13 protein-coding genes and 4 pseudogenes are annotated in these 12,909 nt (G+C 44.7%); 4 read left to right on the forward strand and 13 right to left on the reverse strand.

Annotated features, from left to right (window positions below):
- Positions 1–17: 17 nt before the first annotated feature.
- Positions 18–317 (reverse strand): hypothetical protein, encoded by a 300-nt coding sequence (locus B5J94_RS02860; RefSeq protein WP_228144507.1) that lies wholly within the window; start codon positions 315–317, stop codon positions 18–20.
- A pseudogene (locus tag B5J94_RS02865) lies at positions 292–447 on the reverse strand (IS5/IS1182 family transposase); the annotation flags it as partial. The pseudogene B5J94_RS02865 and the gene B5J94_RS02860, both read right to left, overlap by 26 nt.
- A 5-nt stretch (positions 448–452) precedes the next feature.
- Here B5J94_RS02865 and B5J94_RS02870 point away from each other — a divergent pair.
- Positions 453–750: pseudogene (locus B5J94_RS02870) on the forward strand (transposase); the annotation flags it as partial.
- Here B5J94_RS02870 and B5J94_RS14660 read toward each other — a convergent pair.
- Both B5J94_RS14660 and B5J94_RS15120 read right to left on the reverse strand, forming a co-directional pair.
- Positions 746–1,048 (reverse strand): annotated as a pseudogene (locus B5J94_RS14660) (transposase); the annotation flags it as partial. The pseudogenes B5J94_RS02870 and B5J94_RS14660 sit on opposite strands and share 5 nt — an antisense overlap.
- 789 nt (positions 1,049–1,837) lie before the next feature.
- Positions 1,838–2,584, reverse strand: a pseudogene (locus tag B5J94_RS15120) (WG repeat-containing protein); the annotation flags it as partial.
- A gap of 428 nt (positions 2,585–3,012) precedes the next feature.
- On the opposite strand from B5J94_RS15120, the gene B5J94_RS02880 reads away from it, so the two are divergent.
- From B5J94_RS02880 to B5J94_RS02890, 3 genes are all read left to right on the forward strand, one after another.
- Entirely contained in the window at positions 3,013–4,503 is a 1,491-nt protein-coding gene (locus B5J94_RS02880) for a leucyl aminopeptidase (RefSeq protein ID WP_062499804.1), read from the forward strand.
- A gap of 178 nt (positions 4,504–4,681) precedes the next feature.
- Positions 4,682–5,896 carry a serine/threonine transporter SstT gene (sstT, locus tag B5J94_RS02885; protein WP_062499801.1) on the forward strand — a complete coding sequence of 405 codons (1,215 nt, stop codon included), beginning with the start codon at positions 4,682–4,684 and terminating at the stop codon, positions 5,894–5,896.
- A 27-nt stretch (positions 5,897–5,923) separates the two neighbouring features.
- On the forward strand, positions 5,924–6,346 hold the full coding sequence (locus tag B5J94_RS02890) for a hypothetical protein (protein ID WP_062499799.1): 423 nt from the start codon (positions 5,924–5,926) through the stop codon (positions 6,344–6,346).
- Positions 6,347–6,419: 73 nt separating this feature from the next.
- On the opposite strand, the gene B5J94_RS02895 is transcribed toward B5J94_RS02890, so the two are convergent.
- The 9 genes from B5J94_RS02895 to rpsP form a co-directional block, all read right to left on the reverse strand.
- Positions 6,420–6,710, reverse strand: coding sequence for an oxidative damage protection protein (locus B5J94_RS02895; protein WP_062499797.1), 291 nt, complete (start codon positions 6,708–6,710; stop codon positions 6,420–6,422).
- 133 nt (positions 6,711–6,843) lie between these two features.
- On the reverse strand, positions 6,844–7,404 hold the full coding sequence (locus B5J94_RS02900; RefSeq protein WP_062499795.1) for an RNA ligase 1 family protein: 561 nt from the start codon (positions 7,402–7,404) through the stop codon (positions 6,844–6,846).
- 256 nt (positions 7,405–7,660) lie between these two features.
- Positions 7,661–8,050 carry a type II toxin-antitoxin system VapC family toxin gene (locus B5J94_RS02905; RefSeq protein WP_062499791.1) on the reverse strand — a complete coding sequence of 130 codons (390 nt, stop codon included), beginning with the start codon at positions 8,048–8,050 and terminating at the stop codon, positions 7,661–7,663.
- Positions 8,050–8,262, reverse strand: coding sequence for a hypothetical protein (locus B5J94_RS02910; protein WP_062499788.1), 213 nt, complete (start codon positions 8,260–8,262; stop codon positions 8,050–8,052). Before B5J94_RS02910 ends, B5J94_RS02905 begins: the two co-directional genes overlap by 1 nt.
- An 86-nt stretch (positions 8,263–8,348) precedes the next feature.
- Positions 8,349–9,719, reverse strand: coding sequence for an argininosuccinate lyase (argH, locus tag B5J94_RS02915; protein ID WP_167346552.1), 1,371 nt, complete (start codon positions 9,717–9,719; stop codon positions 8,349–8,351).
- A gap of 139 nt (positions 9,720–9,858) precedes the next feature.
- Positions 9,859–10,929, reverse strand: coding sequence for a DUF475 domain-containing protein (locus B5J94_RS02920; protein ID WP_062499784.1), 1,071 nt, complete (start codon positions 10,927–10,929; stop codon positions 9,859–9,861).
- Between the two features lie 207 nt (positions 10,930–11,136).
- A complete protein-coding gene (locus B5J94_RS02925) occupies positions 11,137–11,385 on the reverse strand; it encodes a YfhL family 4Fe-4S dicluster ferredoxin (protein WP_029102952.1) in 249 nt (82 codons plus the stop codon).
- 3 nt (positions 11,386–11,388) lie between these two features.
- Positions 11,389–11,922: a ribosome maturation factor RimM gene (rimM, locus tag B5J94_RS02930; RefSeq protein ID WP_062499782.1), complete on the reverse strand. Its 534-nt coding sequence runs from the start codon at positions 11,920–11,922 to the stop codon at positions 11,389–11,391.
- 513 nt (positions 11,923–12,435) lie between these two features.
- Positions 12,436–12,681 (reverse strand): 30S ribosomal protein S16, encoded by a 246-nt coding sequence (gene rpsP / locus B5J94_RS02935; protein WP_029102950.1) that lies wholly within the window; start codon positions 12,679–12,681, stop codon positions 12,436–12,438.
- Positions 12,682–12,909: the final 228 nt, after the last annotated feature.

The following is a 12,909-nucleotide window of genomic DNA, read 5'->3' on the forward strand; positions in this document are numbered from 1 at the left end:
TTGGTTTGGAAAGGGGTCTAATGGCTTTGGTAATGGTCTAGGAATAAATCTGGCAATCGGCGACGGCACTCATCACAATTATCCGCCAAAAGCTCAATGCCATAAATTGATGATATGGCATAAATGGCATTTCTTTCATAATCAGATTTTGAATATTTGGGAGATTTTTGGCTTTTGTTGATTTGGGAGCGTCTTAGGGCGGTCGCAAGTTTTCGCCTGAGAATTTCTGCCAAAAAATTATCTGTGCCACAGGCAGGTTCTAAAAAGGTGCTATTAGAGTCTGTTGAACATTCATATCTTAAGCCATTGATAAGCAAAGGCTAGAGCCACATTATTTTCAAAGTTTCTTTTTAGCTTATCAAAGCGTGTGGCAATCGCTCGATAATCTTTAATTCTGCAAAAAGCGTTTTCGACTAAATGCCGAAACTTATATAAATACCAGTCCATATGGGCAACATAGCAGTGGAGCAAACCCTAAAGACCAAGCGATTGCTAAAAGTCATGGGGGTAATACAACTAAAATACATTTAGCCGTTGATGTTCATGGTAATCCAATTACCTTTATCATCACTGATGGCACAACCCATGACATCAAAATGGCAAAAGACTTGGTAGATAAAGTTGATTTAACCAATGTTGTCATGCTAAGTGCTGATAAAGGCTATGATTCACAGGATTTTCGTGCGTATGTTGAAGAAAAAAACGCATGCAAACATTCCACGAAAATCAAATAGTAAGCAATCCAATGATGGGCTTTGATGTGGCTACCATCAATAAAGACCCATTCCATGCCTGGTTGGTCTATTACTTTGTTAAACAGTAAAATGAGCTTGTTATTGGCTGACCAACGGTTGAAAGCTTTGTAAACTGTATTGTGTTTCCCAAAATATTTGGGTAGGTCTCGCCATGGTAAGCCTACTTTCATTCGATACAATACACCTTCTACAGTCTTTCGTAAGTTGGGTTTGTCATATAATCCAATTTCAAGTAGAATGGGTTTAAGTCTTTTGTATTGCTTATCATTTAGCATGAGTCTGGGCTTAGTCATAGCGAGTAGTTCTCTTTTGTTCAACAGACCATGTTTGTCAATGATTTGCATGACGTTCGTGCCATCTGCCACAAAGGGGGCATAGCCTTGTTCGTTAAAGTCGCCATAATTGCCCTGATGAGTAAAGACCTGCCTGCCCTGCACATCAAACACCACACGGCAATCACACGCCCCCGCCAGTCGCCCATAGGCAAAGCCATGCTCATCAAAGCGGTAACTGTTCATGTCATAAAACACCGTCTCGCCAACAGGCAGAACATCATCCATCACCCACACCCCATCTTTGTTCATGAACCCATAATGGCTGTCTTGCTCGTCTTTTTTGACAGCGATAAGTTCTTGGGTGTCAAACAAAGGCAAATCAACGGCAGATTGGTGATTGTGACTGATGCTTATGTTGGGAAAATAGTACTCGGCAGGGATTATCCATTTGCCTAAGATGTGCATGATACCTTCTTTATCAGTTTTGCTGTTTTCAACCACAAAATAACCATCTTTATCAGGCAATGTTCGCACCTTTAAATCACCATGCAGTTTGACGAGCCACTGTCCATGCTGATTGATAATACCTTTATAATCAGACTCCCACTCATTCACCCCACGTTGGCATGACGTGGCAATGGCATAACCCTCGTGCGAGTAATACATATTCCTAAACACATCGCCACGCTTTTTACCATGAATGTCAATCAAACCCATACACCCAAAATCTTCTTTTTCTGGGTCTTCATTTCTATACACGCCCAATATCTCATCAAAATCATCAATTATTTGCCAGTCGCTAGACACGCCATTGATACTGTCATACATCGGCTCGATGACCCACTGGGCTTGGGGATTGACATAGCCCCATAGGTTATTTTTTGTACTGCGGGCGGGGATGATTTGGTGTTTTAATTCATTATCCAAAAGCATGAGCTGTAACTGGGCGATGTCCTTATCGGACAAATCCACTCTCTCGCCTGTGGCATGATTGACCAAATGGCTGTTTTTGGTCACCATCTCAAAAAATAGATTCCGAGCGATAGCCTTTTTCTCCGATTCGCTATCATCAGACAAATGGGCAGTTCGCTCTTCAAATATTGACTCCATCTCTTCAAAAAACTTCTTACTGTCGTCACTAGCCCCCTCATTCGGTTCAAGCGTAAAGGGCAGTATCATCACACCCCCGCCCATTGAATGATTATCAAGCGTCTCAATCTTATGACCTGCCTCATCAAATCGATGAATAACCTGCTCTGTGGCATAGGGATTAACCCCCAACAGATAGGTTCGGTCACCATCGTATGTTAGCTTGACGGACTCATAAATCGCAGGAACGATGACCTTGCCATCTTCGCCCATCACGCCATGAATGGTGTCGTAGGGCATATGGCTTTCGTATTGGGGATTTTTGACGACATAATCCATGTACAAGGGTGCCGAATGGGCGTACCCAGCAAACAGGGGCAGCATTGATAATGTCAGCACTGATAAAGTTATGGGCTTGATTGCAAATTTGGATACAAATTTATATGTCGGTGTCACAGTCATCATCGCAGCTCCTTTGATGATTAAAGTTAAAGTTAGGGGTTGGCGTATGGTTGTCCAAATTATCCTAAAATAGAATTTTTATAAAGTTGATAAGCACCACTCATTATCTCTATTTTTTACTGCATTGCAAATATGTCATCACTTGTATCATAGAAAATGCTATTAAATCTCTTTCCAAACTAAAAATAAACCCTTATAAGTATTGGGGTTGAAGTTTTTAAAAATCCATAAAAATCAGGGTTTGGAAAGAAGTCTATTTAATAAACCAAGCCATCTATTCTCAATCAATCCATCCTTAATCCATCCTAGTTTGTTTAGTCGTGTCATCCCATCCATCTTTTTTGTAATCAATCATCCAACCCATGCCCAAACCCCCAAAAATATGCTAATATTTAAACAATCCCTTCCCCACTCACAAACAAGGAGTTTGTATGTCTGTATCTACCCTAAACCTAAGCGTCAGCGACAAGCTTAGCCCCAAAAAAACCAAAACCCAGCCCCATCTGATCGTCTTTGCCGACAGCGATGCCAAGATTTTGGGCAACCTTGACAGCGGTCACTTAGACCGTGCCAATGCACTCATCAAAGCCAGCGGCTTTAAAGGCTCGGTCGGTGAGAGCGTGACGGATTATGGCATTGATGACGGGCATGTCATCAGCGTGATTGGTACAGGCTCGCTGGACAAACTTGCCAACCAAATGCCAAAACTGGGCAAAGCCACCTTTAACACCATCAAAAACAGCAAATCTGCGGTGGTGGCGTGGGGCGATGTCATTTGCCAAAAGCACTTTGGACAGTTTGTCAATGCCCTACTGCATGCCGAATACCGCTTTGAACCCTACAAATCCAAAAAAGGTGACAAAATCGCCCTATCTGCTGTTGAATTTATCAACACCAAAGATGTCAAAGCCGACTACGAAAACGCCCTAGCCATCGCCACTGCCACGCACATCGGGCAGAGTTTGGCTCGTGATGTCGCCAATGACGCCCCCAACATCATGACCCCTGCCGAGCTTGCCAAAGTTGCCGAAAAACTGGGCAAAGACTACAAAGACGTGGTCAGCGTGAGCGTGCTTGGCGAAAAAGAGATGAAAAAACTGGGCATGGGCTGTTTCTTGGCAGTCTCACAAGGCTCTGATAACGAAGGCAAGCTGGCAATCATCGAATACCACGGCAAATCAGGCAAGAAAAAAAGCAAGCTAAAAGACCCCATCGCCCTAGTCGGCAAAGGCATTACCTTTGACACAGGCGGTATCTCACTAAAACCATCAGCAGGCATGGATGAGATGAAATATGACATGGGCGGAGCAGCTGCCATGCTTGGCACCATCAAAGCGGTGTGTGAAGCTCGCCTGCCACTGGACATGGTCGTGGTGCTTGCCTGTGCTGAGAACATGCCATCAGGCAAAGCAACTCGCCCATCAGACATCGTGACCGCCATGAACGGCATGAGTGTTGAGATTCTAAACACCGATGCCGAAGGTCGCCTTGTCTTGTGTGATGCTCTGTGCTATGTCCAAGACAACTACAAGCCACGCACCATCATCGATGCGGCGACCTTGACAGGAGCGTGCGTGATTGCCTTGGGTTCGGTGCGTTCAGGATTATACACAAATGATGAAGATACTCTGCTTGCCCTAGAAGAAGCAGGTGAGTATACAGGTGATTTGGTATGGCAAATGCCCCTAGATGATGCCTATGATGAACAGCTAAAATCTGGCTTTGCAGATGTGCAAAATATCGGAGGTCGTGAAGGTGGCTCTATTACGGCAGCGTGTTTTTTAAAGCGTTTTATCAAAGAAGGTCAAGCATGGGCTCACTTAGACATTGCAGGTACAGCGTGGTCAGGCGGTGATAACAAAGGAGCAAGCGGTCGCCCCGTCCCCATGCTCATGCGTTACTTAGTGGGGCAAGCAGACTAACCCCCCACAGTCCATCACTCAAAACGACCATCTGTGCATGGTCGTTTTTTAACCTTTGAGAATTATTAGCGAAAGGAAAATTCATTAACACTTTGATTACAAAAAGTGGTATAGTTATCACATTTTGTAATCTTATCATCTTGTGATTTGACAAGTGTTTATTAATAAGGAATGATTCATGCGTCAACTTGTGAATGCATACATGCGTATGGGGCTTGTGCCACTTATTTTGATTGCCTTGGTATTGGGCGTATTGATTGGCAGTGTTGCCAAAGATGTTGGCATGTCGCTTGGGGTGCTGGGCGATGTGTTTGTTGGGGCATTAAAGGCGGTCGCTCCGATATTGGTGTTTGCCTTGGTGCTCTCTGCTGTGGCAGGGTTTAAAAGTAGCAGTGATGCTAAGGTGAGACCTGTCATGTTATTGTACGTGGTTGGCACATTTAGTGCCGCCTTGACAGCTGTATTGGCAAGTTTTGCTTTTCCTATTGAACTTGTGGGTTTAACTGACATACAAGCAGTAGAGCAATCCGCACCACAATCCTTGCGTGATGTTCTAAAAAATCTACTCATGAATCTGGTCGCCAATCCCATAACCGCCCTTAGCAATGCCAATTATTTAGGCATCTTAACATGGTCGGTGCTGATCGGTCTTGGGCTACGTTATGCCACAGAGACAACAAAAACCGTCGTGCATGACATCTCAAATGCTGTCTCAGCGGTGGTCAAATGGATTGTGGCGATAGCTCCTTTTGGCATCTTGGGGCTGGTCTCTAAGACCGTGGCAGAGACAGGTCTGGATGGTCTGGCAAGCTATGCCAAACTGCTTATGATATTGGTTGGGGCCATGTTGTTCATTGCTTTGGTGGTCAATCCCATCATCGTTTTTATCAAAACTCGTAAAAACCCCTACCCATTGGTCATCGCCTGTCTGCGTGAATCAGGGGTAACAGCATTTTTTACTCGCTCATCTGCTGCCAACATTCCAGTGAATATGAATCTTGCCAAAAAACTGGGACTTAACGAAGATACTTACTCGCTCACCATTCCACTGGGGGCAACCATCAACATGGCGGGAGCTGCCATCACCATCAACATTCTAACCTTAGCTGCCGTCCATACCCTTGGTGTGGAAGTCAGCTTTTTTCAAGCCTTGCTTCTTGCCATCGTTGGGGCGGTCAGTGCTTGCGGTGCATCAGGTGTGGCAGGTGGCTCACTGTTGCTCATCCCATTGGCGTGCGGACTGTTTAATATCTCCAACGACATCGCCATGCAGGTCGTTGCCATCGGCTTTATCATCGGTGTGGTACAAGACTCGGCAGAGACCGCTCTTAACTCATCAACGGACGTGCTATTTACCGCCGCCTGTGACCCAAAATATGCTTATAAAGGTTAAAAGATTCAAAGGACAAAAGGAGAAATGATGAAAAAATTATTATCAACTCTCATCATGGCAGGGGTACTGGTTGGTTGTGCCAGCACACCTGCCACGCCGTCTGCCATGCCATCGCTACTGGTCATGGCAAACACCAAAAAGACCAACGAGCCACTCAGCCCTGATACCTATGTGGACGGTGTGGGTATGCTCCATTTTAAGGATTATCATGATAAAGTGGTGTATCAGGACAAGATTTATCTGCTTGATAGCTATGTTATCCCCTTAGAACAGCCCTTTTATATCCATGTACGCACGGCAGACGGCACGCCCATCATGCCCGATACAGCAACCAAGGTGGCAACCGACTATATCGCTCCCAAAGGTTGTACCGAGCCGTTGGTTCGCCGTGCAGACCTAGATAAAAGCACCAATGATAAGAGTGAATGGATTATCGGTGTGGCGTGCTAATTTCTTTTTAATCAAAAAAACAAAATCGGACACTAAGTCCGATTTTTTATACTTAAATAAATTTAGTACAAAGTTAACTATCTTTGGGCTTAAACCCTGCTGGGCGTTCGTAATCGCCATTGTCTAAGAATAATTCACGTTGTTCGGCGATGAATTTTTTGGCATCTTTGTCCACCATGCTTAGGTGTTTTTCGTTGATAAGCATGGTTTGTAATTCTAGCCATTCGCTCCACGCCTTTTGTGAAACGGTGTTTTGCAATTCTTCGCCTTTGGCATTGGGGAAGGGTGGATTGGGCATTTTTGGCAGATTTTCTTGGTATTTGCGACAAAAAACCAAATTGGCTTTGGGGTTAAAGATTTCCATGATTTTTTCCAAAGTAAAAAGGATATTATAGCAAATGTGGGGGCGGATTTGGGGTTGTCAAGGGGTGTCGTGGATAAATTACACCCCCCTTGATAAGGACTAAACCCCTTCAAAAATCAGCCCAATTTGCCAATCACGCCTTAACAGGCCATTTAAGCCCAAAATCACGGCGTTTGATTTTGACCATGTCGCCATTGTCCCTATGCCATACCACGCCTTCGACCACATGGGTTTCAAACCATGCCTTTAAGCCGTCAAAATCTCTTGGCGGTTCGTCATCAAATCGCCAATCGCCATGTTTGACAAGCTCATGTTTGGGGCGGTTGTGCGGATTGCCTTGTACTTTTGGGCCGATAAGCTCATAAGTGCCGTCCGCTCCGTCAAAGTCGGCAAAGGCTTCATTATGCCAACGGTCAGCAGGGTTGTCGTCTTGTACGGCTACCCAGCCTGGCCAATGTCCTGTAATGCTGTCAGGCTCTTGGGCGGGAATAAAGCCGTCTGGCGGGGTTTTGCCTTTTTTGGCATCATAACGTTTGTAGAGTTTGCCGTCTTGGACGAGCGTGGACGTGCCGTCTATTTTGACCGTTGCCACGCCTTCGCCTTGCACAACCCATTCGGCTCCTGCCACCACGTCATCATAGACTTGGCGAGTGCCTTCATAATCTCTTTTAAATAAAGAAATGACTTTTTTCATAAAAAAAACTCCAATAAAAAAACCACCCAAAAATTTGAGTGGTTCTAAGTTAAACGTACACGCACGACCTAACTTGCCACTCCTAGTTTGGGGTAGCAAATGCAAATGGTTGCAGATAAAGTGTGTGCTTTATCTGTCAAAACAGTAGGTAAAAAGGGTAATTGTGTCATTGTGCGATAATTACAAAAATAAAAATCTATGGTAAATGAAAAGTTGGGGGTTGTCAAGGGGTATGCTTCACACCAATCAATTTTAACTACCAAACCACCATTAAATCATAACTGGCACAATGCCCGTCAGAGCTGATAAACGCAAGGTCATTGGCGATTGCGTGAGAGATTAGCATTCTATCAAAAGGGTCTTTATGATAAAAAGGTAGGTTTTGTAAAATTTTTATCGTATCCCATGTCATGTCTAATTTGACAATGTTTTTTTGTGCCAATAGTTTTTCAAAAATATCTTGCCAATTGTCATCAATGATAAGTTTACCAATGCTTGCTTTGATGGCAATCTCATTCATGCTAAGCAGGCTATAATATAGGGGATTGTTGGGATTTTGAATGATTTGTTTGGCTTTATTGGATAATTTATCAGGCTCGCTCAATAGCCATATAATCGCTTGGGTGTCTAATAAATAACCACGCATCACATATAATCCCCAAATTCATCTAACGGCTCATTAAAATCGTCCGCCATATAGCTTACCAAGCCTTCTGCTCCGCCAAGCGTGCGTTGTTTGGATTGTTTTTGGTCAAGGAATTGGCGAAAGGCTTGTAATATGGATTGTTCATTTAATAGCCCAATTTCACGAGCTTGTTTGGATAAATCATCAGGAATATGCAGGGTAAGTGTTGTCATGGCTTGTCCTTATTAAAATATCACCCCAATTTTAGCACATCTTTTTGATGATGAATATGCCAAATTGGGGTAATGGTTTAATCAGCTTAATCAACCTTTAATCTTCCCACGCCCCGCTCAATCGCCTTCACTACCTGCTCTGGGGCAGTACCCCCGATATGATTACGGGCATTTAGCGAGCCTTCTAGGGTTAGGCAGTCAAAGACATCATCGCCAATGAGCGGACTAAACGCCTTTAACTCATCAAGGCTAAGTTCACTCAAATCCACGCCTTTTGCCACGCCAAGTGCCACCGCACTCCCAACCACTTCATGAGCATCACGAAACGGCAAGCCTTTTTTGACCAAATAATCCGCCAAATCAGTCGCTGTGGCATAGCCTTTCATCGTGGCGGTACGCATATTTTCTGCGTTTGGCGTGATGTTTGGGAGCATATCGGCAAAGGCGATGAGCGAGCCTGTCAGCGTATCCACACAGTCAAAGAGTGGTTCTTTATCTTCTTGATTGTCCTTATTGTACGCTAGGGGCTGATTTTTCATGAGCGTAAGCAGGGTGGTGAGCTGTCCGAACACACGAGCGGTCTTGCCACGCACAAGCTCTGGCACGTCAGGATTTTTCTTTTGGGGCATGATAGACGACCCCGTGCAAAAGCGGTCAGGAATATGAATAAAGCCAAACTGTGCCGACATCCACAAAATCAGCTCTTCACTCATGCGAGATAGGTGCATCATCAAAATGCTGGCGTTGGCGGTAAATTCAATGGCAAAATCACGGTCAGACACCGCATCGAGCGAGTTTTCACAAATGCCGTCAAAGCCAAGCAGGCGAGCGGTGATGGTGCGGTCAATGGGGTAAGTCGTCCCTGCCAAGGCCGCCGAGCCTAGGGGCATTTGGTTAATGCGAGTGCGAGTTTGGGCAAAACGCTCGCTATCACGGCAAAGCATCTCAAACCACGCCATGACATGATGAGCAAAACTCACAGGTTGGGCGGTCTGCAAATGCGTAAAGCCGGGCATGATGGTCGTGGTGTGTTTGCTTGCCAAATCAAGCAGACCGTTTTGTAATTTGCCAATCAAGGCGATGATTTTGTCGGTTTCGTCTCTTAGATACAGGCGAATGTCGGTCGCCACTTGGTCGTTACGGCTACGCCCTGTGTGCAGTTTTTTGCCGACATCGCCAATCAAGGCGGTCAAGCGACTCTCCACATTCATATGAACGTCTTCTAGCTCCACACGCCATTCAAATTCGCCACGCTCAATCTCGCCTTTGATTTGGGTGAGTCCGTCCACGATTTGACGACTTTCATCGGCGGTGATGATACCGCACTGCCCAAGCATGGTGGCGTGGGCGATAGAGCCTTGTATGTCTTGGTTTGCCATGCGTTTGTCAAAATTGACCGAAGCGGTAAATTCGGCGACAAAACGGTCGGTGGCTTCGGTAAAGCGTCCGCCCCACATTTGGGCGGTTTGGGTGGATTGGGTCATGATGATACCTTATTTGTGATGAAAATGAAGTAGGGCGTATCTTAGCAACGATACGCACAGAGTACAAGCGGTTTTGCTGTTTTATGGCATTATTTGTGCTAAGTGTGGCTTATCACTGCTTGGAGATAGACTCAGGCGAATTATTTTTGCGATAGCGAATGGAAGCTATCACCGACGCCACGATAAAGGCAACCCCGATAAGCCCCGTGATAATCTCAGGCACATGAAATTTCATCGAGATAAGCATGATAATCGCCAACGCCCCAATGGCATAATGAGCCCCATGTTCTAGGTACACAAACTCATCAAGCGTGCCTTTTTCGACCAAGAAAATCGTCATCGAACGCACAAACATCGCCCCAATGGCAAGACCAATCATGATGATGACCACGTCATTGGTAATGGCAAACGCCCCAATCACCCCGTCAAAGCTAAATGATGCGTCCAGCACTTCTAGATATAAAAAGCCCGCAATACCGCCTTTGGCAATCGCCCCTGCCACTTCGTTGCCGTCCATTTTGTCATCGTCATCATCGCCTTCTAAGAAAGTGGATAGCACGTTTACGCCCATATAAATCAGAATACCCCACACGCCCGCCATAAGAACAGCAGGTTCATGTACTTCATCTACCCACGACAAAGATGTCATCAAAATCACAATCGCCACAAACACACTCATGGCATCGACTTTGCCAAATTTGGCAAGGCGTTTTTCAAGCCAGCCAAACCAATGAATGTCTTTGTCATCAAACACAAAGTTCAAAAAGACAAGGAGTAGGAACATACCACCAAACGCGGCAATCTCGGCGTGATGTGCCATGAGCTTGGCGGAGTATTCTGTGGGATTGTTAAGTGCCAAATCCACCACTTCTTTCATACCCATGTCTGCCGTTACCGCCACGATGACAATGGGAAACACCAGTCGCATACCAAAGACAGCGATGAGCATACCTACGGTTAAGAAAATCGTTTTCCAAAACTTATCCCAATGCTTTAAGACGGACGCATTGACCACCGCATTATCAAAGGACAATGAGATTTCCATCAGTGCCAGCACCATTGTAATAAACAGTGCTGAGAGCATGGCGGACGTACCACCGTGCGTAAATCCCCAGTACGCCGCCCCAATCAAGCAGACGATGGTAAAAAATATGTCAAAATAAAAATGTCTTAGGGTTTTCATCATGGATGAGATGTTCCTGTTTTATAACAAGAAAAGCGATAAATAATCATGCTTAATGAGCTTAATATTTACCACAGATTTGTAGGGGCTTGTTGAACACGCCCTTGGTTAGTACACTATCTTTATAGGTGCGTAGAGCCAGCTCTCTACATTCATACATCATAGATTTGTGGTAATTTTAAAGTTTTGTAGCCATATCGCCTTTATCTAGCTGTTGGTAATTTTGTGATATTTAGCAAGTAGCTCATCTTCGCTCTCGTCATAATCAGGGTCTTTGGGAATACAGTCCACAGGGCAGATGTCCACGCATTGGGGCGTGTCATAATGCCCCACACATTCGGTGCATAGGTCGGGATTGATGACATAGATGTCATCCCCTGCGGATATGGCTTCATTGGGACAGACAGGCTCACACACATCGCAGTTGATACAGTCGGTTGTGATTTTGAGTGCCATGGCTTAATAGTCCTTGCCCCATGCCACAAGCATGGTTTTGGCATCCAAATCCACATTAAGGACGATGTCGCTATGCCACGGGATAAGCCTGTCTTCGCCATCCACGCTCTGTACCGTCGGCTTGACCGAGATGATGGCATGAGCGGACGTCTCAAACATCTCTTTGATGATGCCCAAATTATCGCCTTCTTCATTGACGACTGTCAATCCCACCAAATCCGACCAATAATACTCATCGTCATCCAAAGCGGGCAAGTTTGATTTATCCACCCAAACGCTCATGCCATTCATGGTCTCTGCCACGTTACGGTCAGGCACTTCCTTAAAACTTGCCACCAACCCTGCCCCCTGTTCTCGCCAGTCACTGACTGTCAAAGGACGAAAACCGAGTGCTGTCCTCATGTACCAATGGGGCATGTCAAAGATGTCCGAGCGGTTGTCAGTCAAGCTAAATACCCACAGCCAGCCCTTAATGCCATAAGGTTTTTTTAGGGTAGCAATTTGGATGAGCGAGTCGGGATTGGGCGATGTTGTCATGGCGTTTTAAATAATAAAAATAAATGCTTGCAAGGTAGATGAGAGTTTTGACTTATTTAGGGTATGTTGAACATTGATAACATTTTATAAAATAAGGTAAAAGCTTAACACTTTAAATTAATTTTTGCATGAAAAATGGCTATCCAACCACTTAATTTTAAAAAGTTAAGTTAAAATTTTAGGTAGTAGTCTAAAAAGTATGCTGAACTAGGTTTTCCGCTCGCCCTGAGCTTGCCTGCGGGTCGGAAAACCGTTAGGTTTCCCAAGCTCACCACGAACGGTTTTCTTAATAGCATACTTTTTAAACCAGAACCAAATTTTAAAAATTTACCTGATTTAAGTGGTCAGATTGTTTTTCATCGTCAAAATCCTTGAAAAACGTGCAATTTTTCTCATTTTTCATGGCAAATATCAAAATTCGACACGCCTTAACAGAGATAAATAAAAATCGGTCTGCATGACACTCATCAATCAATGATAAGAGACACACAAACCGACACAAAATGTCAGCGATTACGCTTTGTTGCTGGCCTTAACCAGTTGAGCAACACGGTCAGAAGGCTGAGCCCCTTTACCAATCCACGCATTATAAGCGTCTTGGTCAATGCGAAACGCTTCTTCCTGACCACGAGCCAATGGGTTAAAGAAACCGATACGCTCAATGTGGCGACCGTCACGAGACGCGCGCTTGTCTGCAACAACGATTTGGTAGAATGGGCGTTTTTTTGAACCGCCACGAGCTAGACGAATAACAACCATGATAATTCTCTCTTGAATTCATTAAATGATAAAGTATTTGCAAGAAAAAACTGGTCGCCAAGAATGTGAGGATGAGCCGATGGCAAAACCAGATTTATAAAAAGACCCTAATTATACCAATTTTTACGCCATTTTCAAAGTAATTTTTTAAAAATTCTCACGTCATGATGTAACGCCTGACGACATGGGCGTAAATTGGTTTGGCAAAGTAATTTCCGACTTTATATA

Source organism: Moraxella lacunata, from assembly GCF_002027545.1.
Taxonomy (GTDB): Bacteria; Pseudomonadota; Gammaproteobacteria; order Pseudomonadales; family Moraxellaceae; genus Moraxella; species Moraxella lacunata.